This window comes from Acinetobacter higginsii, assembly GCF_000369845.1.
GTDB classification, from domain to species: domain Bacteria; phylum Pseudomonadota; class Gammaproteobacteria; order Pseudomonadales; family Moraxellaceae; genus Acinetobacter; species Acinetobacter higginsii.
The window spans coordinates 799,790-826,556 of record NZ_KB850211.1; the positions used below are offsets into that span (position 1 = coordinate 799,790).

General features: G+C 38.7%; 25 protein-coding genes. 20 read left to right on the top strand and 5 right to left on the bottom strand.

All coding sequences use genetic code 11. The annotated features are described in order from the left end of the window. Positions 1-124 precede the first annotated feature (124 nt). Complete coding sequence (locus F885_RS16140) at positions 125-2,227, top strand: TonB-dependent siderophore receptor (RefSeq protein WP_228253476.1); 2,103 nt, start codon at positions 125-127, stop codon at positions 2,225-2,227. Positions 2,228-2,326: 99 nt separating this feature from the next. Here the strand turns inward: F885_RS16140 and F885_RS16135 are convergent, their stop codons facing one another. Continuing rightward, positions 2,327-3,901: an ATP-binding cassette domain-containing protein gene (locus tag F885_RS16135; protein ID WP_005313560.1), complete on the bottom strand. Its 1,575-nt coding sequence runs from the start codon at positions 3,899-3,901 to the stop codon at positions 2,327-2,329. A 617-nt stretch (positions 3,902-4,518) separates the two neighbouring features. On the opposite strand from F885_RS16135, the gene F885_RS16130 reads away from it, so the two are divergent. After that, positions 4,519-5,556 (top strand): 3-deoxy-7-phosphoheptulonate synthase, encoded by a 1,038-nt coding sequence (locus F885_RS16130; RefSeq protein ID WP_005313562.1) that lies wholly within the window; start codon positions 4,519-4,521, stop codon positions 5,554-5,556. Between the two features lie 219 nt (positions 5,557-5,775). Next, complete coding sequence (locus F885_RS16125) at positions 5,776-6,591, top strand: hypothetical protein (protein WP_005313564.1); 816 nt, start codon at positions 5,776-5,778, stop codon at positions 6,589-6,591. Positions 6,592-6,789: 198 nt separating this feature from the next. Here F885_RS16125 and F885_RS16120 read toward each other — a convergent pair whose 3' ends face one another. Both F885_RS16120 and F885_RS16115 read right to left on the bottom strand, forming a co-directional pair. Beyond that, positions 6,790-7,695 (bottom strand): alpha/beta fold hydrolase, encoded by a 906-nt coding sequence (locus F885_RS16120; protein ID WP_005313566.1) that lies wholly within the window; start codon positions 7,693-7,695, stop codon positions 6,790-6,792. After that, entirely contained in the window at positions 7,695-8,255 is a 561-nt protein-coding gene (locus tag F885_RS16115; protein WP_005313568.1) for a PadR family transcriptional regulator, read from the bottom strand. The genes F885_RS16120 and F885_RS16115 overlap by 1 nt, the downstream gene beginning before the upstream one ends. Before the next feature lie 124 nt (positions 8,256-8,379). Here F885_RS16115 and F885_RS16110 point away from each other — a divergent pair, with 124 nt between their 5' ends. From F885_RS16110 to F885_RS16095, 4 genes are all read left to right on the top strand, one after another. Then, entirely contained in the window at positions 8,380-10,404 is a 2,025-nt protein-coding gene (locus tag F885_RS16110) for an NADPH-dependent 2,4-dienoyl-CoA reductase (protein WP_005313571.1), read from the top strand. 71 nt (positions 10,405-10,475) lie between these two features. Beyond that, entirely contained in the window at positions 10,476-10,883 is a 408-nt protein-coding gene (locus F885_RS16105) for a nuclear transport factor 2 family protein (protein WP_004653729.1), read from the top strand. A 39-nt stretch (positions 10,884-10,922) separates the two neighbouring features. Then, positions 10,923-11,642 carry an SGNH/GDSL hydrolase family protein gene (locus F885_RS16100; RefSeq protein ID WP_005313572.1) on the top strand — a complete coding sequence of 240 codons (720 nt, stop codon included), beginning with the start codon at positions 10,923-10,925 and terminating at the stop codon, positions 11,640-11,642. 19 nt (positions 11,643-11,661) lie between these two features. After that, positions 11,662-12,747: a YheT family hydrolase gene (locus F885_RS16095; protein WP_005313574.1), complete on the top strand. Its 1,086-nt coding sequence runs from the start codon at positions 11,662-11,664 to the stop codon at positions 12,745-12,747. A gap of 58 nt (positions 12,748-12,805) precedes the next feature. Here the strand turns inward: F885_RS16095 and F885_RS16090 are convergent, their stop codons facing one another. Then, complete coding sequence (locus F885_RS16090) at positions 12,806-13,273, bottom strand: hypothetical protein (protein WP_005313576.1); 468 nt, start codon at positions 13,271-13,273, stop codon at positions 12,806-12,808. Between the two features lie 370 nt (positions 13,274-13,643). Here F885_RS16090 and F885_RS16085 point away from each other — a divergent pair, with 370 nt between their 5' ends. The 12 genes from F885_RS16085 (at position 13,644) to F885_RS16030 (ending at position 24,784) form a co-directional block, all read left to right on the top strand. Further along, complete coding sequence (locus F885_RS16085) at positions 13,644-15,275, top strand: CTP synthase (RefSeq protein WP_005313578.1); 1,632 nt, start codon at positions 13,644-13,646, stop codon at positions 15,273-15,275. Positions 15,276-15,308: 33 nt separating this feature from the next. Further along, entirely contained in the window at positions 15,309-16,166 is an 858-nt protein-coding gene (gene kdsA / locus F885_RS16080) for a 3-deoxy-8-phosphooctulonate synthase (protein WP_005153309.1), read from the top strand. Positions 16,167-16,211: 45 nt separating this feature from the next. Beyond that, positions 16,212-17,501, top strand: coding sequence for a phosphopyruvate hydratase (gene eno / locus F885_RS16075; RefSeq protein ID WP_004806818.1), 1,290 nt, complete (start codon positions 16,212-16,214; stop codon positions 17,499-17,501). A gap of 126 nt (positions 17,502-17,627) precedes the next feature. Then, on the top strand, positions 17,628-17,999 hold the full coding sequence (ftsB, locus tag F885_RS16070) for a cell division protein FtsB (protein ID WP_005313581.1): 372 nt from the start codon (positions 17,628-17,630) through the stop codon (positions 17,997-17,999). Next, a complete protein-coding gene (ispD, locus tag F885_RS16065) occupies positions 17,983-18,687 on the top strand; it encodes a 2-C-methyl-D-erythritol 4-phosphate cytidylyltransferase (RefSeq protein ID WP_005188215.1) in 705 nt (234 codons plus the stop codon). Before ftsB ends, ispD begins: the two co-directional genes overlap by 17 nt. Before the next feature lie 147 nt (positions 18,688-18,834). After that, positions 18,835-19,311, top strand: a complete 477-nt coding sequence (locus F885_RS16060; protein WP_005204016.1) for a DUF6438 domain-containing protein — start codon at positions 18,835-18,837, stop codon at positions 19,309-19,311. Positions 19,312-19,389: 78 nt separating this feature from the next. Beyond that, the gene (locus F885_RS16055; protein ID WP_005204015.1) at positions 19,390-19,644 is read left to right on the top strand and encodes a hypothetical protein; all 255 of its coding nucleotides are present in this window, start codon (positions 19,390-19,392) and stop codon (positions 19,642-19,644) included. Positions 19,645-19,648: 4 nt separating this feature from the next. Beyond that, the gene (locus tag F885_RS16050) at positions 19,649-20,401 is read left to right on the top strand and encodes an ATPase (RefSeq protein ID WP_005313584.1); all 753 of its coding nucleotides are present in this window, start codon (positions 19,649-19,651) and stop codon (positions 20,399-20,401) included. A gap of 206 nt (positions 20,402-20,607) precedes the next feature. Further along, positions 20,608-21,024 (top strand): YeeE/YedE family protein, encoded by a 417-nt coding sequence (locus F885_RS16045; protein WP_005313585.1) that lies wholly within the window; start codon positions 20,608-20,610, stop codon positions 21,022-21,024. Next, complete coding sequence (locus F885_RS16040; protein ID WP_005313588.1) at positions 21,024-21,434, top strand: DUF6691 family protein; 411 nt, start codon at positions 21,024-21,026, stop codon at positions 21,432-21,434. The genes F885_RS16045 and F885_RS16040 overlap by 1 nt, the downstream gene beginning before the upstream one ends. 10 nt (positions 21,435-21,444) lie before the next feature. Next, a complete protein-coding gene (locus F885_RS16035; protein ID WP_005313591.1) occupies positions 21,445-22,320 on the top strand; it encodes an MBL fold metallo-hydrolase in 876 nt (291 codons plus the stop codon). 133 nt (positions 22,321-22,453) lie between these two features. Continuing rightward, entirely contained in the window at positions 22,454-24,784 is a 2,331-nt protein-coding gene (locus F885_RS16030) for a TonB-dependent receptor (RefSeq protein ID WP_005313594.1), read from the top strand. A 77-nt stretch (positions 24,785-24,861) separates the two neighbouring features. Here the strand turns inward: F885_RS16030 and F885_RS16025 are convergent, their stop codons facing one another. Beyond that, positions 24,862-25,350 carry a DUF2867 domain-containing protein gene (locus tag F885_RS16025; protein ID WP_005313597.1) on the bottom strand — a complete coding sequence of 163 codons (489 nt, stop codon included), beginning with the start codon at positions 25,348-25,350 and terminating at the stop codon, positions 24,862-24,864. A gap of 317 nt (positions 25,351-25,667) precedes the next feature. Between F885_RS16025 and F885_RS16020 the strand changes: the two genes are divergently transcribed. Continuing rightward, entirely contained in the window at positions 25,668-26,765 is a 1,098-nt protein-coding gene (locus tag F885_RS16020) for an LLM class flavin-dependent oxidoreductase (RefSeq protein WP_005313599.1), read from the top strand. The last annotated feature ends 2 nt before the right edge of the window (positions 26,766-26,767 follow it).

Below are 26,767 nucleotides of genomic sequence, written 5' to 3' on the forward strand. Positions count from 1 at the left end.
TTGATAATGATTTTTATTTTCATTGTTACAATCGAGTGTGTTCATGGAATCCTTAGTTTCCAACAGAAAATTATTTTCTCCCAGAATTTTAGTATCAGCGATTTCCTTGGTAATTGGTTCAGATGTGTGGGCAGCCGACACAGCCAATACATTGCCTACAATAACGGTTAAAGTGGAAAACAATCGTGATCGTTATACTGTTCAATCGAGCCGTAGTTCAGCCAAATTTGATTTAAATTTAAAAGATACTCCACAGAGCTTAACTGTGTTTACTCAACAACAAATAGAGGATCAAAATTTAACAGATATCAGCAGAGTTTTAGAGGAAACACCTGGGGTAAGTAAAAGTCAGCATGGACAAGAAGGCGCTGGCTTTTCAGATTATTATGCTCGTGGTTTTAAGATTAATAATTTTATGCGAGATGGTATTCCAACCAGCGCGGCATCCTTTGGTGGAACTTATAACATTGGTATGGAAGGCACGGCTATCTATGACCGTATCGAAATTCTAAAAGGTGCGTCAGGTTTGCTTGGTGGTTCTGGTAATCCGAGTGCAAGTATTAATTATTTACGTAAGCGCGCGACCGAAGATACACAAGGTTCCATTAAAGTGCAAGCGGGTAGCTGGGAACGATATCGTAGTCAGTTTGATGTATCGGGTGGATTGAACGCAGATAAAACGTTGAAAGGGCGATTGATTGCGGCACATTCGTCAGGAGGTAATCAGCAAGATCGTTATCATAAAGATTCAACCTTACTCTATGGTACGGTAGATTATGATCTCAGTGATCAGACGACATTAACAACCGCACTAAGTTTGCAACAAAATAAAATCTATAATGCTGCACAACATGGTTTTCCATTTGTGAGTGGAGATGGTTTGAAGCAGACGACCTTTGGACCAAGAGATAATCCAGCAACTCACAACTCAAATCTTGCGGTAAATAATCTATATGCATTATTGGGTGTAGAGCATCAATTTAATTCAAATTGGAAAGGGGCGATTAACTATAGTTATTCCAAAACGGACAGCGATCAAATTAGAAACATAGCAGGCTATACTTTAAATTATCAAGATGAAAAGGGTATCGTGAATGGTACTGACTGGGAGGGTAAACCGATTATCTTAAAGCCTGGGGAAATGAGTGTTCATGGAAGTAAGTTTATCAATACACCAGAAGTTCATGCAATTGATAGCTTTGTTTCAGGGCAGTTTCAAGCACTTGGCCGCGAGCATGAGTTAAGTTTTGGGATCAACGGATACAAAGTAAATGCCAATGACCCTGCATATAAAGTTTGGCAATTTTCATCTAGACCGATCCAAAACTACCATGGTGATGTGGGAGACTATATCAACTTGACGCCTATTGGGCGGACGATAACCGATGAATATCAGATTGGTGGATTTGCCTCGGCCAAACTACAGTTAGCAGATCCAGTAAAACTGATTTTAGGCTCACGTTTGAGTACTTGGGAACGCAAAAATACAGGTACTGAACAAAAACAAAGTAATATCTATACCCCTTATGTAGGTTTGATTTTAGATATAAATGATCAGATCTCTGCCTATGCAAGTTATACCTCTATTTTTAATCCATCTACTCGAAAAAATGTTACAGGCCAATTCTTAGACCCAGAAGAGGGAAATAGTTCAGAAATAGGCTTAAAAGCAGAATTCTTTAATCAACGCTTAAATACCAACCTTGCTTACTTCGAAACCAAGCAAGATAATTTTGCTGTTCGGGATGGTGAAAAGTTTACGACCGATGGTGAATTTGCCTATATTGCAGTGAATGGCGCTAAGGTAAAGGGCGTAGAGTTATCGGTTGCTGGTGAATTGAGTCCTTATTGGCATATTTCTGCTGGATATACTTACACTGATGCAAAAGATCGTGATGGAAAAACCTTAACAACAGCTACAGGAAGTTCACTTCCACGGCAGACTCTGAAATTGTTCACAAATTATCAATGGGATAAATTGACATTAGGGGCTGGGGTGAATTGGCAAAGTGAAATTTTTGATACACGTGCACGCGGCGTAGCAACTCAGTTTAATCGACAAGATGACTATGTTCTATTGAACCTAATGGGGAGATATCAGATCAATCCAGATCTCAGTCTTGCGGTCAATGTTGATAATGTCGGAAATACCGTTTATAAAAGAACGGCAATCAATACTTGGGGGGAGCTACGTAATTTTATGGCAACTCTGAACTATAGGTTTTGATACGAGTACTTAAATTATAAAATAATCAGATCGCTTTAGATGAATGTTGGGTTCAGGCATGAACATGGTTTTGTCATGCCTGAATTTGAAAATAAAAAGCTATGTCAAGACATAGGATGTGGTGATTCCGCATGCTTTAACAAAAGTTTCATCATGTGATACCAGTATCACAGCACCGTTAAAAGAATGAATTGCTTGAGCGAGTAACTCACGAGACTCAATATCGAGATGATTTTCGGGTTCATCTAAAAATAACAATTCAACCGCTTGTAGCTTTAAAGCAAGTAAAGCCACTTTTAAGCGTTCACCACCACTTAGGGTAGAGATGGGCATAAGTGCTTTATCTCTTCTAATTTGAAGGTTACCTAATAAGGTTCGCCCTTGTTGTTCCGTAAGTTCGGGATCAATATGCTGTAAATATTCAAGTGCTGAAATAGTGTCATCAAGTAGCGAAAGCCTCTGGTCAAGATAAGTAGAAGTTACTTTGCAATACACTTCACCTGTAAGTGGTGGAATCAAACCTTGAAGGGTTTTTAATAAGGTTGATTTGCCAGTTCCATTTGCACCACGTAAATGCAATTTTTCCCCAGCCCTAATTGCAAGATCAATGGGTTTTGTCTTCGCATAAGCGAGTTGTAATTGATGACAACGTAAAATTTCTCCTGACTTTCTGGCTGTATGTGCAAATTCGAAAGATTGAGTTTTAAGATGTTCCAGTTGGATCTGCTTCTGTTGTAATTCATCTTTTGCATCTGCAAGCTGTTTGCTCTGTTGTTTACGAAGATGCGAGAGAGATTGTTCCGACTGTTCCTTCTTGGCATCGAGTAAAATGGGAGCTTGTGAAGCAGAAGCCCTTAACTTTTCACCTGCTTTTTGACGTTTCTGAGCTTTCATTTGACTTTGATGTTGCTGCTCTTTCAGCTGTTTTAACTCACGTTTTTCTTGCTGCACTGCTTGTATAAGTGATTCGACTTGTTGCTGATATTGCTGCTGATAAAGCGCATAATTGCCACCATAATAATGTAGTCCGAGTTGATTTAAGGAGAAAATCCCCTGTACGTGAGACAGTAGTTGCCGATCGTGGCTAATGATGAGCCCACCTGTAGGATGTTGAGATATTTGCTGGATCAACCATTCTCGTCCCCGTGTATCTAAGTGATTACTCGGTTCATCCAATAATAGATAATGATCTTTGAGTAGAAATAGACGACACAGTGCGAGTTTGGTTTTTTGGCCTTCACTCAAATATTGAATAGGTGTGTCAAGATCTATCGGTAAATCCGCACTTTGCAAAAGCTGTTGCCATTCTGTTGGTAAATGCCACAGATGTTCAACTTGGTCATAATCGGCAAAAGCTGCAGTACCGTGCTGGATGCGTTTGAAGCATTGGTATAAATCCTCAATATGCAAGGCTTGTGCGATTGTATCTGCTTGTACACGCTGAAGTTGAGCCAGATATTGATGCGGACACCGCCATGAGATTTGGCCTGAATAGGGGAGCTTGAATTTTGTCTGTTCATGCAGAAGAGACATCAATAGCGATTTCCCTTGGCCATTGCATCCAATCAATCCTGTGAATTGATGTAATGGAAGTTGAAAGCAAAGTGAGTCAAAGTGTATGAGCTGTGCGAATTCAAGGGATAAATTGGAAACAATACATGCCTGTTGAGTCATATGAAACCTCATAAACAGGATATGCAAAATAGAGAGATCGAGATAAGTTTTAGAATAAAGCAGCGCTAAACGATAGCTAAGTCTATTTTGCACATCAAAAAGAAAAATGAACTTTGATGATGGAAATAGAACTTACTTCATTGGCGTGATCTCAAATTGGTTTATTTTTACACTATTCTATGGAGGAAGTGGTGAAAGGTCAAATTCTAAGATTTTGAAGAGATGATTAAAAAAACATAAAAAGTGCTTGTCAAATGCTGAAATAGTGCGTAATTTAATAGTTAGACACCGTTTTTTAGATATTTGAAATAAATATGTTAAAGCATACTGTAAACACCAACGCATATTTTTACTTTTGGCAATATTGATCGTTGCCTGATGCGTTTCGGGCAGCAAAAAGGTTGCCCAACCAGTTAATACCTGATCGGCAACACCGATCAGGTTTTTTTATGCTTTAACAATCATGATTTTAGGAGAAATACCATGTATACATTTAATTATTCATATTTTAGCAAGATTTCTTGGTTTTACTTTGCAAAAAAATCAACATCGCTTAGATCACACTTGCTCAAATAAATGATAGGACTGCGAAGAAGGTCAGTCCAAAGGAATTGAAAATGAATGCTTTAAATACTGCTTTGACACAACCACAAACACATACAAAAGAATCAATGCTTAGCTTGCCATCACAACTCAAAGCGCAGTATCCCTTGTCTGCCACTTTAGCGCAGCAAGTTTCAAAACATCGTCAAACGATTCAGAATATTTTATCTGGACATGATCATCGCTTAATGGTGATTACTGGTCCTTGCTCGATTCATGATCCTATTGCAGTACTCGAATATGCTGATCGCCTACAACAACTACAAGAACAGGTTAAAGATCAAATATTCTTGGTGATGCGTGCATATATTGAAAAACCACGTACTACCGTGGGATGGAAAGGCTTCTTATATGATCCAAATTTAGATGGATCATCAGACTTACAACTCGGTTTAGAAAAATCTCGTCAGCTTTACTTGCAGCTAATCGAGAAAGGTTTGCCAATCGCAAGCGAAATTTTAAGCCCTATGGCGACAGGTTATTTTGATGACTTATTGGCTTGGGGCGCAATTGGTGCGCGTACTAGTGAGTCGCAAATTCATCGTGAAATTGCCAGCCATATGCCATACAGCATTGGTTTCAAAAACGGTACTGATGGTTCGATTCAAATTGCGTTGGATGCGATTCAATCAGCACTGCATGGTCATCAATTCTTGGGGATGACTCAGCAAGGTTTGCCTGCGATTTTACATAGTGAAGGTAATCCATTACCGCATTTAATTTTACGTGGTTCAAATCATGGGACTAATTATGACTTGGCTTCGATTCAAGCGATGCATTTCAAGCATAAGCAATTACCGGCATTGGTGATTGATTGTAGTCATGGTAATAGCGGTAAAGATCCATTATTACAACCTCAGGTTTTACAGCAAATTATTGCAGAGCGTGCTGAATCGAAAGTGCGTGGCGTAATGATTGAAAGCCATCTGGTTGATGGTAATCAAAAAATTTCTTGTGATATGACCTATGGTCAGTCAGTTACCGATGGCTGTCTAGGTTGGGATAAAACAGCGCAAGTCTTATTGGATGTTGCTGAACAGATGAGAAATTGATTACACGCTAAGACAATAAAAAACCCATGATTTACATGGGTTTTTTATTAGAGCTATTTGATTTTTCTCTGTATTAACATATAATTTTTGCCAAAAATAACCAATTATTAAAAGTCAATATGAAGAAATGAAGCCATATTGAAAATTTGTTGCTGTAATATGAGATATAGCATTAGTTCGCGTAATCATTGATAAAGTTTTTATAAAAATGGGGGAAAAATGAAAAAGGATGCAGTTGGTTTGGTTGGGGGTGCATTAGTTCATACTGAGCGAGGTTTGGTTCAGATACAGAACATTCAGATAGGAGATCTAGTACTCAGTGCTGACCCTGTGACAGGACAGCAGAGCTATCAAGCTGTAACGGAAGTAATAAAAAAAGAAAATCAGTCTGTGATTTTTATGGAGTTTGATTACTGGATTGATCCAGACCTTTCATTATTTGAAAAAATAAAGTTGGATAAAGAAGTCAGAAAAAAATTTAATATTAGTGGTATTGCATTGCCATCATTACAATTTATTGTTACTCCTAAACATCCATTTTGGGTAGAAGGGAAAGGATGGGTTGCTGCTCATCAGATTACTAATCAGGATGTGGTTGTAGATAAAAATGGAAATAAATATAGTCTAAATTTTGATGGTTATGATACAAAACCACATGCTGAAATTTATACAGCTTCTGATAAAAATATAGGCATGGTACCGAATTACGGTTCAGAATCTAGTTTTTATGGATTTGCTGTTGATTTATTTACGGGTAATATCATTTCTTGGAATGATGTGATTAAAGATAATCCGAATTTAAGGAAATTATATAATAAAAATACACACTGGAAAGAAGACTTACTTGAGCAGCTTCCAAAAGAAGACCGAGCCAATGCCCATTTTCATGGTTTTAGTCAGGGCGATTGGGTTAATCCGGAAACCATTCAGTGGGATGAGGGCGAGGGTTATGTAACTACGACGGTTTATAATCTGAAAATTGAGAATACCCATACTTATTTTGTCGGTGAATATGGTATCTGGGCACAAGGCTAAAGATTTTATCAGGTCTGCACTTAGCTTAAACAAGCTGAGTAAATCGCTACATTAAAAAGTTCAGCGTCTAAGTATAAAGAAATAGAAATTTATGGAAAAATTTAGAATAAGTATAGATTGAAATAATTTGGATGGAATAATCCAAATTGAATTATTATAAGGGCAAATATAATTTGCCCTAAAATAGCCTAAGAAACATTAAACTTCTTGTAAAAACTTACCAATTTCCTGACTAAACTTTCTTGGTTCAGTAATCAGTGGTGTATGTCCAGAACGTTCAAAATAAATCGCTGTAGCATTTCTTAGACTTTCAGCAATCAATGTTTGGCCAGTTTCTGGGTAAAGGGTAGATTCACGACCAATAAAGAAAGTGGTTGGGCAATTCAGTTGACTGATGGCTTCACGATAGTCTTCATTATGATTAAGATAATTTTCGACATACCACAGTAAATAGTCTAAACGCTGAATTGGCAGTAAGTATTTTTGCAGGAATGGGCGGTTTAGAGCGAGCTTGAAAATTTTAGGGCTATAGTTGTTGCTGCCTTGCAGTTCAATGAAATCACCCCACAAGCTGACCAGCTTGTAGCGGATATCATCGGGTAAGTCCTCTAGTTTCTGAGCATGTTTATAGTCGAGTAATAGCGTTTGAATCTCAAGCAATAAACTTTTAAATTGAGGATGCTTTGGACCAAACAATCCGTATTGCCAAGAATCATCAACTGCAATTTTAGGGGTTTGATCAATATGCAGATAGGCTTTGAGTTTCTCAGCTAAGCCACCATGCTTCATACCATGCATAGCTGTAGTTGCACCCATGGAATAACCCATCAGGATGAATTGATCGAGCTTTAATTGTTGGATCAGCGAGTCTACATCATTCCAATGACTTGAGATCGCATCGAGCTCTGGAATTGCACAATTTTTTGAACCGCCGAAACCACGCCAATCGGGAATGATAAATTCATATTGTTTACGATTGGCAAATAAGAAAGGGAGCCATTGCCAGCTTTGCATGCCCAGTCCGGATAAGACGAGCACAGGTTCGCCTTCGCCAACGCGTCGCACAAATAATTTTTCTTGATCGGGCATGCTATAGAACGGCATTATTTTTCTCCACTATTGTTGGCTTCTTCAAACTTTTTCAGTTGAGGAATCATTTGTTCCAACCATTTTATCCATTCATTTTCTTTAATGATACCGAGTTCTAGAATCATCTTATGGATAAACAAAACGCGATTGGTTGGTTGGTTATCTTTAAAATCTTTATCATGAATAGCTTGATAAAGGCTTAATTTTTCCTTATGCAATACTAAGTGACGCTCTAATTCGGGCAAAATATTATTGCCACCGAGTTGAGCTTCAGCTCTTAATCTAACCATGAGATCATCACGGAGTTGAGCAGGTTCACTTTGTTGTTCAATCCATGATGCCAGTTGTATCCTTCCAAGTTGTTCAACTTGATAAGTTTTTTTACGGCTGTTGGCAGCTTGTTCTTCTAATGTAGAAATCCATCCTTTTTTCAGCATCCCGTTGAGTTCACGATAAATCTGCTGATGAGTCGCATTCCAAAAGAAGCCCATTGAACGGTCAAAGCGACGAGCCAAGTCAAAACCTGTACTTGGTTTTTCCAATAAGCTGGTCAGTAAAACATGGGCGAGTGACATGATGTTCCATAATAAAAAATGACTCATCAGAATTATGCAATATGTTGCATAAAAATCAAATCTTGTTTATAACTTTATGCAACAAGTTGCATTAGCTAGCAGAGTGCGAGCCAAAGGAGAAACCATGTCAGCTTATCCACATTTATTAAAGCCACTTGATTTAGGCTTTACCACCTTAAAAAACCGTGTCTTGATGGGGTCTATGCATGTTGGCTTAGAAGAGGCGCATCAAGGTTATGAACGTATGGCTGCATTCTATGCAGAACGTGCCAAAGGTGATGTTGGATTAATCGTCACAGGTGGTATTGCTCCAAACGATGCAGGTCTTACCTTTGCACATGCATCTAAGCTAGATAGCATCGCAGAAGCAGAAAAACATAAAGTGATCACCCAAGCGGTACATGATGCGGGTGGTAAAATCGCGATGCAGATTTTGCATACAGGACGCTATTCTTATCAGCCTGAGATCGTTGCACCTTCTGCGATTCAGGCACCGATTAATCCAATTAAACCTAAAGCATTAAGTTCAGCTGAAGTACAGCAAACCATTGATGACTTTGCTAACTGCGCCAAGCTGGCACAATATGCGGGCTATGATGGTGTCGAAATCATGGGCTCGGAAGGTTATTTAATTAATGAGTTTATTGCGGCACGTACCAATCATCGTGATGATGAATGGGGTGGTAGCTATGAAAATCGTATCCGTTTCCCGATTGAAATTGTAAAGCGTACCCGTGATTTAGTCGGCGAAAACTTTATTATTATTTATCGCTTATCGATGCTGGATTTGGTTGAAGGTGGTTCAAGCTTAGAAGAAGTCATCCAACTGGCGAAAGCAATTGAAAAAGCTGGCGCAACCATTATCAATACAGGGATTGGTTGGCATGAAGCACGTATTCCAACCATTGCAACTAAAGTACCGCGCGCTGCATTTACATGGGTGACTGAAAAACTGAAAGGTCAAGTTTCAATCCCATTAATTACCTCGAACCGTATTAATACCCCTGAAATGGCAGAGCATGTATTGGCTTCTGGTCATTCAGATATGGTGTCTATGGCACGCCCAATGCTGGCCGATCCTGAGTTTGTATTAAAAGCCAGTGAAGGTCGTAGCGATGAAATCAATACTTGTATTGGTTGTAACCAAGCTTGTTTAGACCATATTTTTTCAATGAAAATTGCGACCTGTTTAGTCAATCCACGTGCTTGTTACGAAACTGAGCTTATCTTTAAAGAAGCCAATGCTGTTAAAAATATTGCGGTGATTGGTGCAGGTCCAGCAGGCTTGAGCTTTGCAGTATATGCAGCAAGTCGTGGTCATAAAGTTAAAGTCTTTGATGCGAGTAATCAAATCGGTGGTCAATTCAATATTGCCAAGACCATTCCAGGCAAAGAAGAATTCTACGAAACTTTGCGCTACTTCAAGCGTCAAATTGAACTACAGCCAAATATTGAGCTGGTACTGAACCACACAGCGACTTATGAAGAACTTAGCCAAGCAGACTATGATGATATCGTGGTTGCAACAGGCGTGACGCCGCGTCAATTGCAATTTGAAGGGATCGATCACCCAAAAGTATTGAGCTATATCCAAGTGTTGAAAGAGCGTGTACCTGTAGGCAAGCGTGTTGCCATTATTGGTGCGGGTGGTATTGGCTTTGATACGGCAGAGTATTTAACCCATGAAGGTGATAGTGGCAGCTTAAATCCTGAAAAATTCTATGCAGAATGGGGGATTGATACGGCTTATGAGCATGTAGGTGGCTTAAAACCAGCTGAGTTAGAAAAGTCTGAACGTGAGATTTACTTATTGCAACGTAAGAGCGCGTCAGTTGGTGCAGGTCTGGGTAAAACCACAGGCTGGATTCATCGTACAGGCTTAAAACATCGTGATGTAAAAATGATTGCTGGCGCAAGCTACGACAAGGTAGATGATCAAGGTTTGCATATTACCGTTGATGGTCAAAGTCGCGTACTTGAGGTTGATAACGTGGTGATTTGTGCAGGTCAAGAGTCGTATACCGCAATGTTTGATCAACTTAAAGCGGACGGTAAAAGTGTTCACTTGATTGGTGGCGCCAAAGAAGCAGGTGAGTTGGATGCTAAACGAGCAATTCGCCAAGGTGCTGAGTTAGCAGCAACATTGTAAACATGCTAGGGGGCATTTTCTATTGAGGGCGTGCTCCCAACTTATCCATTAAATCTCAAGGGAGAATAACAATGACATTGGAAACAACAAAACAAGCTTTAGAAAACTGGCATCAGATGATTAAAACAGGTGACCTATCCAACTTAAATGATTTGTTGGCAGACGATGTGGTGTTTCGTTCACCAGTTGCTTATAACCCTTATGAAGGAAAACACGTGGTTTTCTTTATTTTGACCAATGTGATTCAGGTGTTTGAAAACTTTACCTATCATCGTGAATTTTACACTGAAGATGGTGAAAATGTGGTGTTGGAATTTAGCGCCAATGTCAGCGGAAAATCACTTAAAGGCATTGATATGGTTCGCTTTAATGAACAAGGCAAAATCATTGATTTTGAAGTGATGATTCGCCCGATGAGTGGTTTGGCCGCATTGGCAGAAAAAATGGGTGCACGCTTTGCCAAGTATCAACCGAATTAATGTCTACAAAATAGCCTAAGTAATATTAAGAGAATTAAAATGTGGTTAAAGCTTTCAACTTTTGTATTACTGCCTGTATTTGTCATACAGGGTATGAAAGTTCGTAACAATACACCACGTCTTTCTGAAGCAAGTGGTGACCGCCACGGTATCGTGGGTCAGGGTCAGCCACTTTCTTTACTTATTCTTGGCGATTCGGCTGCGGCGGGTGTTGGTGTTGAAACCCAACAACAGGCTTTATCTGGGGCGATTATTGCTGAGTTACAGAGTGAATATCAGTTGCAATGGAAATTGCATGCTAAAACAGGTGATAACACTCAACAGGTTTTTCAAGCAGTACAACAGTTAGATCAGCAGTGCTATGATGTTGTTATCACTTCAATTGGTGTGAATGATGTGACTAAACTGATCTCTGCAAAATCTTGGCTTAAACAACAAAAACAGCTATTCACTTATATACAGCGTCAATTTCAACCTAAACTCATTATTGTATCGGGTGTGCCACCAATGCAGCATTTTCCAGCTTTGCCTAATCCTTTGGCTTGGCTGTTTGGAAAATATGCAGAACAAATGAATCAAGCATTACAACAATGGTTGGCACCACAATCTCAATTTCGATTTATTCAATATGATATTGAAGCTTTTCAAGCAATGGATTTGCCGATGGCAAGCGATGGTTTTCATCCAAGCAAAGAAATCTATGCCATCTGGGGACAACAGGTCGCAACTTTGGTGCGACAAACATTTACTCATGCTTAGATAGAGGCGGTTATTGAATATGGGTATATCTGCTTTAGATAAAATCAAAGTGTTAGGTGCAGAGCTTCTTGATTCAGTGCTCGGTGCTGAGCAACCCAAAATGTACTATGACCCGAAAGGGAAAATTAAAGATGTTTTGGAAAAATTACCGCAGTTAAAGCAAAAATATCGTCCTACGCCTTGGCTGAGTAATACACATCTACATTTATTGTATTTTGATGTGATTCGTAAGAAAACCATTAAACTTGAATATGACCGTGTTGATCGTTTGATCATGCAGGATGGCGGGATTACCGCCGTTGCGTGGTATGGATATGACTTGCCAGCAGAAACACCAACCGTTGTAATTATGCATACCATTACAGGGACACCTGAAAGTATGCGCGAACTGGTCAAAGATTTGCATGAATATAATGGTTGGCGAATTGCACTGTGTTTGCGCCGTGGCCATGCAGGGCTGCCAATGCCAGTGCCTCGTATTTCACTGTTTGGTTCAACCAGTGATCTGAAAGAACAGCTTACGCATATTCAAAACCTGTTTCCACAATCCGATCTGTATGCAGTTGGCTCTTCCGCAGGTACTGGACTCTTGGTCCGCTATTTAGGCGAGCAAGGGGTGGATACGCCATTCAAAGCTGCTTTTGCAATGTGTCCTGGTTATAACACTGAAATCGGTTTTAAAAATGTGCATCCTTTTTATAGCAAAATGATGACCAAAAAGTTATTTAAATACTTTATTTATCCTTATCAGAATACATGGAATCAAATTGCATCTGTAGAAAAAGTGCTAACGACCACAAGCTTGGAAGAGTTTGAAAAAGAATATTTTGAAATGGCAGGATTTCAGGATTATCAGAGCTATTGCCAAGCGATTAATCCAATCTATGTGTTCGAAAATGTCAAAATTCCATTGATGATTCTCAATGCAGAAGATGATCCAGTCTGTTCAATTAAAAACTTAGAACCTTATAAAGATGCCATTCAGCAAATGGACAATATTGCAGTTGTAACAACCAAAAAGGGAAGCCATTGTGGTTTCTATGAAAGTTTGACGGTGAAATCTTGGGCCTCCCGTTTGATGGCGGACTTTTTTAAAAATTACTAATCTATAGACACAAAAAAGCCAGTTGAAAGCAACTGGCTTTTTATTGCTCAAGAGTGAATTAGTTATTTAAAGCTGGTGTTGCGGCAGCGATTGCAGCAGCGACAGCATCATCTTCACTTTGAGCTGGTGCTGATGGTTTTGCAGCTTTCACGGGTTGTTCTGCTTTAGGCTGTTCAGTCTTTGCTGGTTTCTGTTCAGCTTTTACAGGTTTTTGCTCTTCCGCGCGTGGAGCTTCAGTTGCAGCAGGTGTTTCTGTTTGAGCTGGACGAGTCTCACGACGAATTTCGGTCGTTGTATTTGGTGTTTCTTCACGCGTTGTTTCTACAACAGGCGCTGGAGATTCATGCTTATCGACACTTTCTAAAGACTCGAACTCTTGGATTTTTTCAGGTTCAGGCTGAGTTTGAGTCTCAGTTGCAGTCTGCTCTTGCTGCTCTTCGCTTTTAGGTTCTTCTTTTTTCACACAAGCAGTTAATAAAAGACCAGTCGCAAGTGCTGCACAAATTAAAAGTTTTTTATTCGCCATTGCTAAAACAACATATCAAATTAGGACAGCAACAATTATAACAGTAAATCTATGTGAAGAAATCCCTGTGAATTGTTGAGTTTGTTTATATTTTATAAATGCTTGCAATTAAACAGACGAGCAGCAAAGAATTTAAAAGTGATGAATGCAATATTTTAGGTGTCGCTTTAACTGATTTTGACCTGTTAAACGTAATTTATGGATGAAAAATCCACAAAACCCGTAAATTTTTATCGAAAATGCTGATAGAATAGCCAGTTGTTTATAGTTCTTTGAATTGATGCGGTTTGACTTTGCTTTATAGGGGCAGAGTACAGTAAAATTGCCCAACATTGTAGGCCGATTTCGGCTCGATTGTACGAGAAACTCAATGACCCATTTTATTTTTGTCACTGGTGGTGTGGTTTCATCACTAGGTAAAGGTATTTCTGCTGCTTCTGTTGCTGCACTTTTGGAAGCTCGTGGCTTAAAAGTCACTATGGTAAAAATGGATCCATACATTAATGTCGATCCAGGTACCATGAGCCCATTTCAGCACGGTGAAGTTTTCGTCACAGAGGATGGTGCTGAAACTGACTTAGATTTGGGATATTACGAACGTTTCTTACGTCGTGCGAAAATGACCAAACTGAATAACTTTACCAGTGGGCGCGTATATCAAGACGTTTTAAATAAAGAACGTCGTGGTGACTACTTAGGTGGTACGGTTCAAGTTATTCCACATATTACAGACAACATTAAAGAACGTGTACTTCGCGCAGGTGAAGGTTACGACGTTGCAATCGTCGAGATTGGCGGTACAGTTGGTGATATTGAATCACTTCCATTTATGGAATCAGTACGTCAATTGATGGTAGAGCTTGGTCATAAACGTACCATGCTCATGCATTTAACTTTGTTGCCATATATCAAATCTGCGGCTGAGTTAAAAACCAAGCCAACTCAGCATTCTGTGAAAGAGCTTCTTTCAATTGGTATTCAGCCAGATATCTTAATCTGCCGTACTGAATATGATGTTGATGTTGATACTAAGCGTAAAATCGCATTGTTCACGAATGTGGAAGCGCGTGCCGTTGTGGTATGTAAAGATGCGAAAACGATTTATCAAATTCCGCGTACATTCTATGAGCAAAACGTTGATGACTTGATCTGTGAGCGTTTTGGCTTTAATGATCTTCCAGAAGCAAACCTTGAAGATTGGGATAACGTTGTAGAAGCATTACTGAATCCTGAATACACAGTTCGTGTTGCGATGGTCGGTAAATATGTTGAACTTCCAGATGCTTATAAATCTGTGAATGAGGCACTTTTACATGCTGGTATCCAAAACCGTGTCAAAGTTCAGATTGACTATGTCAATGCTGAAGAGCTTGAACAGCAAGACATTAGCATTTTAAGTACTGCTGATGCGATCTTGGTTCCAGGTGGTTTTGGTGAGCGCGGTACTGAAGGCAAAATGAAAGCCATTCAATATGCACGTGAAAACAAGATCCCATTCCTTGGTATTTGTTTAGGCATGCAATTGGCGGTAATTGAATATGCGCGTAATGTTGCTGCAATGCCTGAAGCGAGTTCAACTGAGTTTAACCGTTCAACAAAATATCCATTGATTGGTTTAATTACTGAATGGTTGGATGAACGTGGTGAGCTACAACAACGTAGTCTTGAGTCTGATTTGGGCGGTACAATGCGTTTAGGTGCGCAAAAGTCTGAGCTTGTTGACGGTACCAAGACTCGCGAAGTTTATGGTAAAGCTGAAATTACAGAACGCCATCGCCATCGTTACGAAATGAACGATCGTTTTATTCCTGCACTTGAAGAAGCTGGTATGAAAATTTCAGGCTATTCATCAGTACAACATTTAGTTGAAACTGTAGAAATCCCTGAACATCCTTGGTTTATTGCTGTACAATTCCACCCGGAATTTACAAGTTCACCACGTGATGGACACCCATTATTTGCTAGTTTTATCGGGGCTGCTAAAAATCAGCACCAAAAGTAAGTACTGAGTTTTAAATAAACTGGGAAAGTTTAAATGTCACAATTAAAACCACAAGAAGTTGTACGTTTAGGCGATATACAAATGGCAAATCATTTGCCATTTGTATTATTTGGCGGAATGAACGTATTAGAGTCAAAAGATTTAGCATTTGAAATTGCTGAAACTTATGTTGATATTTGCAAGCGCTTAGATATTCCTTATGTATTTAAGGCGAGCTTTGATAAAGCAAACCGTTCAAGTCTGAACTCTTACCGTGGACCAGGTTTAGAAAAAGGGATTGAATGGCTTGCAGACATTAAAAAGCATTTTAATGTGCCCATTATCACTGACGTTCATGAGCCTTACCAAGCAGCACCTGTTGCTGAAGTTGCTGATATCATCCAACTTCCTGCCTTTTTAAGTCGTCAGACTGATCTCGTTGAAGCAATGGCCAAAACTCAAGCCATTATCAATATCAAAAAAGCACAATTCTTAGCACCACATGAAATGCGTCATATCTTGCATAAGTGTTTAGAAGCTGGAAATGACAAACTCATTCTTTGTGAGCGTGGTTCAGCATTTGGTTATAACAACTTGGTTGTTGATATGCTTGGCTTCGATACCATGAAAGAAATGAATGTGCCAGTATTCTTTGATGTTACCCATGCATTGCAAACACCAGGCGGACGTGCTGATTCTGCTGGTGGTCGTCGTGCCCAAATCACGACTTTAGCGCGTGCAGGTATGGCAACAGGATTGGCAGGTTTATTCTTGGAAGCACATCCTGAGCCAGAAATCGCAAAATGTGATGGACCATGTGCATTGCGTTTATCTCAGCTTGAGCCATTCTTGGCGCAATTAAAAGAATTGGATACTTTGGTTAAAGGATTCAAAAAGTTAGACACCCACTGATGCAATAACTTGCATCTTGTTTTTCATTCAACAGAGGAATTGTTCATGAGCCAAATCGTTGACATCCGTGCACGCGAAATTTTGGACTCTCGTGGTAACCCAACCATCGAAGCAGACGTTATTTTAGAATCTGGGGTTGTTGGTCGTGCATGTGCACCATCTGGTGCTTCAACTGGTTCTCGTGAAGCTTTAGAACTTCGTGATGGCGACAAAGCACGTTATTTGGGCAAAGGTGTTAAAACTGCGGTTAATAACGTAAATACTATTATCCGTGACGCTTTAGTGGGCAAATCAGTATTTGAACAAAAAGACATCGATAATACGATGATCGCGCTTGATGGTACTGAAAACAAAGAAAAATTAGGTGCTAACGCAACTTTAGCTGTTTCATTGGCTGCTGCGCGTGCTGCTGCAGATGAAAAGAAAATTCCTCTTTTCCAATATATCGCTGATCTTCGTGGTCAAACGACTTTGACGATGCCAGTACCAATGATGAACATCATCAATGGTGGTTCGCATGCAGACAATAATGTTGATATTCAAGAGTTCATGATTGAGCCTGTAGGCTTCACTTCTTTTGCTGAAGCATTACGTGCAGGTGCTGAAATCTTCCATTCACTAAAATCAGTTTTAAACAAAAAAGGTTTAAACACTGCTGTGGGTGATGAAGGTGGTTTTGCGCCAAACTTGCGTTCAAACGAAGAAGCAATCACTGTTATCCTTGAAGCGATTGGTCAAACTGGTTACAAAGCTGGTTCTGATATTATGTTGGCACTTGACTGTGCTTCTTCAGAATTCTACAAAAATGGTCAGTACATCCTTGCTGGTGAAGGTAATAAAGCATTCACAAGCAACCAGTTCTCTGACTATTTAGCTGGTCTTGTAAACCAATACCCAATCATTTCGATTGAAGATGGTTTAGATGAATCTGACTGGGAAGGTTGGAGCTACTTAACATCAATCCTTGGTGACAAAATCCAATTGGTTGGCGACGATTTATTCGTAACCAATCCAAAGATTTTACAACGTGGTATTAATGAGAAAGTCGGTAACTCTATCCTGATCAAATATAACCAGATTGGTACATTGACTGAAACTTTAGATGCGATTTACCTTGCAAAAGCAAATGGCTATAGCACTGTAATTTCACACCGTTCTGGTGAAACTGAAGATTCAACAATTGCTGACTTGGCAGTGGGTACAGCAGCTGGCCAAATCAAGACGGGTTCACTTTGCCGTTCTGACCGCGTAGCGAAATATAACCAATTGCTTCGTATCGAAGAATTAACGAATGCAGCTTACCGCGGTAAAGCTGAATTCAAAGGTCTAAACTAAGGTCAATTTATCTATGTTGAATACTTCTGATCATCTTTCTTTACAAAAGACAGAAACTCTGCAAATTCATAATCATATAGAATTTGCAGATGATCTTCCTTGTAAGAAGGATGTAGGGATTTTTTCATGCTAGATATGTTTCGATCGACCTCGAGTAAATTGATCCTAGTGCTTGTCATCGCTCTGGTGGCAAGCCTGCAGTATCAATTTTGGCTAGGTGAGGGAGGGTATTTTCCTCACCAAGCTTTAACTCAACAAATTACGCAGCAAGCAGAAATTAATACTGAGCTTAAAGAGCGAAATCGTATTTTAGCTGCAGAGGTTTTTGATTTAAAAAGTGGCAGTGAAGCCATTGAAGAACATGCACGTTTAGATTTAGGTTTGGTCAAGCCGAATGAAACCTTCGTACAAATGAGTACCATTAGTACCCATTACAAACCAATTTATATCGATCCAAACGCAAAAGAAGATACAGCAACAAATGAAAACCCAGACTAAGCTGTGGGCGGTTGTACCAGCAGCAGGTTCGGGCAGTCGTTTTTCAAAAACTGAATTAAAACAATATCAGTATATTCAAGATCATACTGTACTTGAACATACGGTTAATCGACTGAATTCCTTAGATTTAGCAGGTTGTGTACTCGCCATTGGTGAGCAAGATAATTTCGCGAAAACCCTCTCTTTTCAGCACAAAGATAAGCTACATTTTTGCATTGGTGGCACTGAGCGTGTTCATTCAGTTTTAAATGCCTTGATCTATTTATCTGACATTGCTCATGAAGATGATTGGGTGTTGGTCCATGACGCTGCACGTCCATGTGTTACTTCGGATTGTTTAATCCGTTTGGTTGAATCTGCCCAACATTCAAATCAAAGTGCAATTTTAGCGATTCCTGTACGTGATACGCTTAAACATGTCGTAAGCCAAAATCAGATTGAAAAAACTGTCAGCCGTGAGTTTTTGTGGCAGGCACAGACACCACAAATGGCTCGATTACATGTTTTAAAAAGTGCAATTGAACAGGCCTTAGCAGACCATATTGTGATTACAGATGAAGCGAGTGCTTTAGAATATGTGAATGAACCTGTACAAGTGGTACAAGGGCGTTCAGACAATATCAAGATTACCTATGCAGATGATTTAGAGCTTGCTCGATTAATTCTGCAATCTCAAAGCCCTTCTTAATTTTCTTAAATTGATGCAATTTTTTTGGGTTATTGTAAAATAGCCTAAGTAAATTTAGATGAAATTTCTTATTTTTACACCATTCTAAATGACAAAATTTCTACGATTTGTTAAATTTGAATAACATACTTTATAACGGATCAACAAATGAAAAAATTATTAATTGCGGGCCTTTTTACTTTTTCTTTAGTTGGCTGCGCAACAACACCTCAACAGCCACAAGATACTGTACAGGAAACAATTCGCTATTCATCTAGCCCTTGTTTTGGTGCATGCCCAATTTATTCTGTTGAGATTACACCTGAAGGTGCTGTCCATTTCGATGGCAAACAATATACCAAGGTGACAGGTACTCAAGATTTAACAGTTGATCCTTCTGTTTATAAGAAACTGCAACAAGAGTTAAAAACTTATCGTCCTGCAACGGGTGCAAATGTAAAAACAACTGGTTGCCAAGAAACAGCAACAGACCAACCAAGTGCTTATTTCTCATGGAAAAAGCCTGATGGAACTGTAACAAAGCTTAGCCATTACACAGGTTGTATTTCACCAGCAAATACTGAGTTGAACAAAGTAATTGATAAATTACCAAAACTAATCGGTATTGAAGATTTAGTTCGTTAAACTCGCCGCTGCAAAAATAGACAAAACTAGCAGTTATGCTAGTATAGGTATAAGCGCAATCTAGCGGAGGAGTCTTTAATGACAGCTTTTACAATCATGAAAATGAGTACGCAAGAGGAAAGTCTTCTTCCTAAGCTTGCTGTAGAAGCATTTCGTAACGCGTTTGAAGAAGCAAGTGAATCCTCTACTGTGGTTTATGCTAAAGGTCATCAACTGTTAAAACAGCATCCAACTGGCGAGATTGAAGTGATCAAGGATATATCAGGCGCTTATACTACTATTGAAGCATCGCGTACTCTATTGAAGCGTAAAAAAAAGCAGGCTGTTGTATAGGTTAATGCGACAGTCTACGCCTAGAATTCGCATGTTTGCTGGTCCAAACGGTTCTGGTAAAAGTACGATTAAAGAATATTTATTGCCCCGACATATTGGGGCATATTTAAATGCAGATGAACTCGAAAAAACCTTAAATCAAACTCATCGCTTAGATTTAAAGATTTATCATGAGTCTCTAGATGCACTAAAATTGATTGCTTTTTTAAAAACCAAAAAGAAAAAATTGAATCAAAGAACCTGTAATTTATTAAGTCAAGAACCCGAATTGCTCGGTGAGCATCATATTCTTTTTGCTATTCAAGATATTGATTCATATCTTGCTGCCAGAATCATCGACTTTATCCGTTTGGAATTTCTAAGCTTGAAAATTAGTTTTACCTTTGAAACTGTCATGTCGCATATCAGCAAAGTTGAGTTTCTGAAAATGGCTCAGGAGCAAGGGTTTAAAACTTATCTGTACTATGTTTCAACGATTGACCCTGAAATCAATATTGCGCGGGTACAGTATCGGGTAAGTACAGGTGGACATGCTGTAGCAGAACCCAAAATTCGTGATCGTTATTACCGCAGCATGAACTTACTTATGCAAGCCATTGAGGCGAGTGATCGAGCTTTTATATTTGATAATTCTTCGAATGGTGAAAAAGCAGCTTTTTTGGCTGAAATTGAACAGGCTGATCGACTAAGAATCAATCCGATCGTGACAGTCTTTCCTGTTTGGTTTGCAGAAAGAGTACTTGCTGAATTCGAGTAGTCACTCAGTTCAAGAAATAAGATGCTTGTTCAAAGCATGTTTTTATGCTCAATAGTCAAATTAAATGACTTAATTTTAGGAAATGCTTACCAATTTATGCCATTTTTCGTAAAAATAAGCGATTAAGCGCTAGTATTGAATAGATTTATTTAATTATTATTTAAAATAATATATTATAAAAATATATATTGATTAGTGAGAGGATGATGGCAAGTATTATTCTAGCTTTAATTGGTGGCGCGTTAATTGGATTAGCGGCTGTTGGTTATTTATATGTCAATGGGCGTGTCGCGGGTGTGAGTGGTTTGATTGCCCAATTATTACAGCCCAAAACATTTTTGCGTAGTTCGGCTTTTTGGTTTTTATTAGGCCTGATTATTACACCCTTTATTTATCAAATTTTTGTAAAACCTGAAATTATCATGCAGTCATCTCCGCTCGCTTTGATCATTGCTGGACTGTTGGTGGGCTTTGGGACACGTTTAGGTTCAGGTTGTACCAGTGGACATGGAATCTGTGGGATTAGCCGTTTATCGCCACGTTCAATGGTTGCCACAATTACATTTATGTTCGCTGGTTTTGTGACAGTGTATGTGATGCGTCATATTCTGGGAGCAGCATAATGAAGAATTTGTTTGCATTGATCTTTGGTAGTCTATTTGCACTAGGGCTCTTGGTTTCTGGAATGTCAAATCCTGAGAAGGTATTAAGTTTTCTTGACATTTTTGGCACATGGGATATTAGTTTGATGTTTGTGATGATTGGTGCAATTGCAGTTGCATTTATCCCATTTCAGAAAGCCTTGCGCAATCCCAAAACATTATCAGGTGAGGCGATTGCTTTACCAAACAATAATCAAATTGATAAGAAGTTGATCACAGGTGCGATATTATTTGGTATGGGTTGGGGAATTGCAGGCATTTGCCCAGCACCCGCAATTACCCTAATCGGACTGGGTTATTTTGAAATTTGGTATTTTATTGGAGCAATGCTGCTCGGCATGTTGATCCATCGTCTTTGGGCCAAACAGTAGGAGAAATGCAGTGCAACATCCAACAGTCAAAGCCTTTTTTGATGAGCAAAGTAATACCTTTAGTTATGTTGTACATGATGCTGAAACAAAACATTGTGCAATTATTGATAGTGTTTTGGATTATGATGCTGCCTCGGCATCAACATCTACACAGCATGCAGATGAGATCATTGCTTATATTGAATCTCAAGCCCTTACCGTTGAATGGATATTGGAAACGCATGTTCATGCCGATCATTTAACGGCGTCACAATATCTGAAATCTAAGCTTGGCGGCAAGATTGCCATGAGTGAGAAAATTGCCATTGTTCAGGAAACATTTAGTGCGATTTATCATATTGATATGAAATATTTTAATACGCATCAAGTGTTCGATTATCTGTTTAAAGACCATGAACATTTCCGTATCGGAAACTTAGCGGCATATAACCTACCGACACCAGGACATACACCTGCGTGCTTAAGTTATGTGATCGGTGATGCTGTTTTTATTGGTGATACCTTATTTATGCCCGATTATGGAACGGCGCGTTGTGATTTCCCAAAAGGCAGTGCAAATATCTTATTTGATTCTGTGCAAAAACTGTATCAATTGCCAGAACTTACACGTGTCTTTTTATGTCACGACTATAAACCAGAAGGTCGTGATACATATAGTTATGAAACAGATATTCGAGCACAGAAGCATAGCAATATTCACTTAAATGCAAAAACACTGAAGCATGAGTTTGTACAAATGCGTCAAGCACGTGATGCGACTTTGTCGATGCCTAAGCTTATTCTACCGGCAATTCAAATCAATATGGATGCAGGCCGATTCCCAGAATCTGAGTCTAATGGAATCCGCTACTTAAAGTTGCCTCTGAATTACTTTAATCAATCATAGAATACTTAATTGCTCAAAAGGATTTGAGCGATGTCTTTTTCACGCACATTAAGAATAAAAAATGAAGCTTAGGTTTTGTTTGAATACCCAATTGTTATGTTATAACATAACAATTGAAAATAAGGAGTTCAATGTGCGTTATAAAGCCTTGGCAATAGCCATTCTATTCATTCATCAGCAAGCATCTGCAGATGAGCAGGACAGTTCTGTCATTTTGCCAAAAATCAGTTTAAAAGCAGAAACAGATCTTTCAATCGGGAACAATATTGTTGTAGAGAATCGAAATACACAAAATCAAACTTTAGGGGATGCACTCAAGCAGGTGTCAGGTGTACAGAGTAGTGCTTTTGGTCCCAATGCAGGAGCACCAGTTATCCGCAGCTTAAGTGGCAATCGTGTACAAATTCTTGAGGATGGACTATCGATTTATGGCATGAATGCTATCAGTGGTAATATTGCCATTCCATTTGATCCTTTATTTAATCAATCTATTCAGGTAAATAAGTCATCGGATAGTGTGCGATACGGCGGAAATGCCATCGGTGGTAGTGTAAATGTAGAGAATGGTCTGATTAGCAAAGAAATTCCCAAGAAAGATCATAATTTAGAGTTGGCTGTGCGAAAAGGTTGGAATAATACAGATGCACATGGTTTTAAGCTGAATTTAAATAATCAAAGCAACTTTTCAACCAATTTTTTATTTTCTAAACAAGACATTTCTTCTTATAAAATTCCAGGTGACAGCAAGGCTGAGCAATGTAATAGCGCAGTATTTCCTGCAACAGGTGGTGTGAATTCAGCGTTGGCAGATGCTTGTCAAAAAGATACGCGCATACAGCAGATCTATAACACCGCATCGCAAAAATATATTGACCAATTTATGACTGAAAATCCAGATTGGGCAGATGGGAAATTTTCATTCTATACCGATAAGCCGTCATCTGTTTGGAGTGGTAAGACATATATCAACCCAGCAAATCCTGAATATATTGCTGATACACCCAAGTTTAAAGAAAACAGAATTAATAACGATGTGACACCAAATTACAATCGAAAGCTAGGCAATAGCTATTTGGAAAATCAGCATTATGCGATCGGAAGTACTTACTTTCTGCAAAATGGCTATATTGGCTTGAGTGCAGATTCCCAGAAAAATGCATACGGTGTACCAGGCTTTTCTTTAGAAAATAAGTCGTTTCAATCTTCTTATGATGATGGTCTACCTGTAGGAATAAAGACGGATCAACGAAAATATACATTGGATAGTCAATATAATTTTGATACACCATTTTTGAAGGGAATCGACTTCAAAGCGAATCAAGTGATCAATCGTTCAGGTGAATATCTCGGGACACAGTTAGCAAATGATTACCGCTTTGATACCAAACAAGCTGAAATACTATTCAGACATCAACCTTTGCCGTATTTAAATGGTCTACTTGGGCTGAGTCAGAGTAATCGAACTGTTGAAGGACAGGGGAAACTACGCTATTTACCCAATGTAAATACCAAGACACACGCCATTTTTGTTCAAGAGAAAATTGATCTAGATTGGCTTTCTTTCGATGCAGGTTATCGCCAAGAACGTATTGATCACTCGATCAAAGACAGTGATTTTAAAGTCTCTCGCAACTCGCCGAATTCTAAGTTGCAAGATACTAATTTCGATTTAGAAAGCTATAGTTTTGGTTCATATCTCAGAATGAATGACTATCTAGGCATGAAGCTTAGATATTCAGTATCAGAGCGTGCGCCTGAGCTGAATGAACTTTATGCCAGTGGTAATCACTATTCGATCATGGTTAATGAGCAAGGAAATCAAAAGTTAGCGCCTGAAAAATCTAAAAATACAGAGCTGACCGCTTTATTCAATTATCAAGATTTTAATCTTGAGGCTACCGTGTATAAGATGAAATTTGAAAACTATCTCTATCTCACTCATTCTGGCATGCAAACGGCGAACCGCTTACCACTCAAATACTGGACTCAAACAGATACTGAAATCACAGGTTTTGAAGTTGATCTAAAACAAAAAATTAATACACAGCATTTGGGGCTTTTTACCCTAGGCGTGTTTGCTGATTTTGTGAAAAATAAAAATTTAAATCCGAATCGAACGAGCTTGTTTAATGATGGCAATTATTTACCAAACATGCCAACCAGTCGCTACGGTGCAAGCGTAGAGTGGAGTAAAGGGGATTGGGCGGCACGTCTCTCAAGTATTTATTATGATAAACCGAAATACCTAGGCAAGAATGTTTCGGAGGAAGAGCCATTGCCAGCCTTCAATATGGTCGATATGCAGATTAGCAAGCATCTAAAATTTAAGAACTCTGATATTGACGTGTTCCTGAACGGTTCAAATTTACTGAATGAGGAGGCGAGACCGCATAATTCGCCTTTGAAATATATTGCGCCATTACCTGGACGAGGTTTTCAGCTTGGAATTAATATGAAAATATAGTTTTAGGAATCTTCTGTTTGAAACTTAACCACTGGAGGGAATACTCAATAAAGACTTCCAGTGGTTGAACTTGAAAATTAGTAATTTAAATTTTTTAATGAATTTTTAACGATTAAATCATGTACCAAGGAGACAGGAAGCATATAAATCTTTCCAAAAAAATTATAAGTAATCACACTGGTTGTGACCGTTAATTCATTCTTAAACTCATCATGTTCCTGAAGCTGTAATGCAACTAATACACTGAGATGTTTATCTGTAGACTGTAAATATAATTCCTTGTCCGTAATTTTCACCACATCAAAAAAATCCAACTTTTCGTTGACCGCAATATTTTCAGGTTTAACCGAACTAAAGCCTTTAATTGGTTGAATACCTCCAAACTTTAAACTTAAAAAATCTCTGATCTTAAATGCGATACGTAGCCAAAAGGGTGGATGACCTGTCATTAAGTTATAAACTTGCATCACTGTTAGGTTTTTATCGATGTATTGATGTGCTTCATGTAGGTAGTTAAGCACTGCTAATGGAGCAACCAAAGGATGAAGATCATTCTGATGTTCCATTGTGCTTATTCCTAGATTTTATAGATATATGAAATTTATAATAATTTATAGATGAATTACTGAATGTTTGTCAATCACATTATCTGACGATTATTTTGAATTTAGTTTGATATTCTATTATAAAATGGCTTTTCTAATTGATATTTATTTTGCTAAGCTAAATTAAATTTCACATAATTTATAGAAAATTTAACTACAGCAAGACCGATTTTATAACATAGAGAAATAACTCCTTACTTTGATAAAGGTTGGTTTTTTTCGGGAAGTTGATTTTCCCATTCCACATTTTAACGATATATATTAAAAAGGAAAAAAACATGCATCAACACAACTTCAATTTATCTGATCATTTTAAATTGGGCATTTTTGCCTCTAATTGCTCTGGAGGCTTAACACCTTCAACTCTAGATGATGGCTGGGATGCGAGTTGGAGCCAAAATCTAGAATTAGCGCAAATGGCCGATGATGCAGGAATTGATTTCATGTTATCCGCGGCACGTTTTATTGGTCATGGTGGCAAAAAGGATTTTCATGGAACGGTGTTAGAGACCGTGACATGGACATCTGCATTATTAGCAAAAACTAAAAATATTCAGATTTTCGCTACTTTACATACAGTACTGAATCATCCAATTGTCATCGCAAAACAAATCGCAACCATGGCCCAAGTCAGTGATAATCGTGTCGGTCTAAACATCGTCGCAGGGTGGAATAAACCTGAATACGACGCTATGGGTTTACAATTACCTGATGATCATGAGACACGATATGGTTATGCACAAGAATGGTATGAATTAATTAAAAAGACTTGGCAAAGTACTGAGCCATTCAATTGGGATGGTAAATTTTTTCAAACTCAAGGGACTTACGGCAAACCTAATCCTCAAATATTTCCACCCATTTTTAATGCCGCTGGTTCAAAAGAAGGGCGTGAGTTCGCCATTAAAAATTCAGATTTTTTATTTACGCCTGCTGCCGATCTAGCACGTTCAATGACAGAAATTAAAGAACTTAAAGATGAAGCCGAAACATTAGGTCGGAAAATTAAAGTCCTGACTTTTGCCCATGTGATTTGCCGTACTACTGAAGAAGAAGCCAAAGCTGAGTGGGATCGACAATTAAATAATGCAGATCACGGTGCCATAGAGCAATTAATGGATACCTTATTTTCGTTTTGTAAATCTTTCCCAGCTGATTTACGTGAACAATTGCGCCAACGGATTGCCGTAGGTCATGGCGGTTTTCCATTGGTTGGTACTCCTGAACAAGTTGCTGAAGGGTTGATACTGTTATATGAAACAGGTTTTTCAGGCAGTACCTTATCTTTCCTCAATTATACGCAAGAATTTCCATATTTCAGGGACCACGTTTTGCCGATTTTAAAAGACAGAGGTCTACTAAAATCACAATTGTGATT

Excerpts from the sequence above, each read along its gene's own strand:
- eno (WP_004806818.1), top strand. The coding sequence starts at position 16,212 with ATGAGCCAAATCGTTGACATCCGTGCACGCGAAATTTTGGACTCTCGT.
- F885_RS16115 (WP_005313568.1), bottom strand. The coding sequence starts at position 8,255 with ATGTCACTCGCCCATGTTTTACTGACCAGCTTATTGGAAAAACCAAGT.
- F885_RS16095 (WP_005313574.1), top strand. The coding sequence starts at position 11,662 with ATGGGTATATCTGCTTTAGATAAAATCAAAGTGTTAGGTGCAGAGCTT.
- F885_RS16130 (WP_005313562.1), top strand. The coding sequence starts at position 4,519 with ATGAATGCTTTAAATACTGCTTTGACACAACCACAAACACATACAAAA.
- F885_RS16085 (WP_005313578.1), top strand. The coding sequence starts at position 13,644 with ATGACCCATTTTATTTTTGTCACTGGTGGTGTGGTTTCATCACTAGGT.
- F885_RS16050 (WP_005313584.1), top strand. The coding sequence starts at position 19,649 with ATGCGACAGTCTACGCCTAGAATTCGCATGTTTGCTGGTCCAAACGGT.
- F885_RS16060 (WP_005204016.1), top strand. The coding sequence starts at position 18,835 with ATGAAAAAATTATTAATTGCGGGCCTTTTTACTTTTTCTTTAGTTGGC.
- F885_RS16110 (WP_005313571.1), top strand. The coding sequence starts at position 8,380 with ATGTCAGCTTATCCACATTTATTAAAGCCACTTGATTTAGGCTTTACC.
- F885_RS16105 (WP_004653729.1), top strand. The coding sequence starts at position 10,476 with ATGACATTGGAAACAACAAAACAAGCTTTAGAAAACTGGCATCAGATG.
- F885_RS16135 (WP_005313560.1), bottom strand. The coding sequence starts at position 3,901 with ATGACTCAACAGGCATGTATTGTTTCCAATTTATCCCTTGAATTCGCA.
- F885_RS16090 (WP_005313576.1), bottom strand. The coding sequence starts at position 13,273 with ATGGCGAATAAAAAACTTTTAATTTGTGCAGCACTTGCGACTGGTCTT.
- F885_RS16025 (WP_005313597.1), bottom strand. The coding sequence starts at position 25,350 with ATGGAACATCAGAATGATCTTCATCCTTTGGTTGCTCCATTAGCAGTG.
- F885_RS16020 (WP_005313599.1), top strand. The coding sequence starts at position 25,668 with ATGCATCAACACAACTTCAATTTATCTGATCATTTTAAATTGGGCATT.
- F885_RS16100 (WP_005313572.1), top strand. The coding sequence starts at position 10,923 with ATGTGGTTAAAGCTTTCAACTTTTGTATTACTGCCTGTATTTGTCATA.
- F885_RS16055 (WP_005204015.1), top strand. The coding sequence starts at position 19,390 with ATGACAGCTTTTACAATCATGAAAATGAGTACGCAAGAGGAAAGTCTT.
- F885_RS16125 (WP_005313564.1), top strand. The coding sequence starts at position 5,776 with ATGAAAAAGGATGCAGTTGGTTTGGTTGGGGGTGCATTAGTTCATACT.
- F885_RS16040 (WP_005313588.1), top strand. The coding sequence starts at position 21,024 with ATGAAGAATTTGTTTGCATTGATCTTTGGTAGTCTATTTGCACTAGGG.
- kdsA (WP_005153309.1), top strand. The coding sequence starts at position 15,309 with ATGTCACAATTAAAACCACAAGAAGTTGTACGTTTAGGCGATATACAA.
- F885_RS16045 (WP_005313585.1), top strand. The coding sequence starts at position 20,608 with ATGGCAAGTATTATTCTAGCTTTAATTGGTGGCGCGTTAATTGGATTA.
- F885_RS16120 (WP_005313566.1), bottom strand. The coding sequence starts at position 7,695 with ATGCCGTTCTATAGCATGCCCGATCAAGAAAAATTATTTGTGCGACGC.
- ftsB (WP_005313581.1), top strand. The coding sequence starts at position 17,628 with ATGCTAGATATGTTTCGATCGACCTCGAGTAAATTGATCCTAGTGCTT.
- ispD (WP_005188215.1), top strand. The coding sequence starts at position 17,983 with ATGAAAACCCAGACTAAGCTGTGGGCGGTTGTACCAGCAGCAGGTTCG.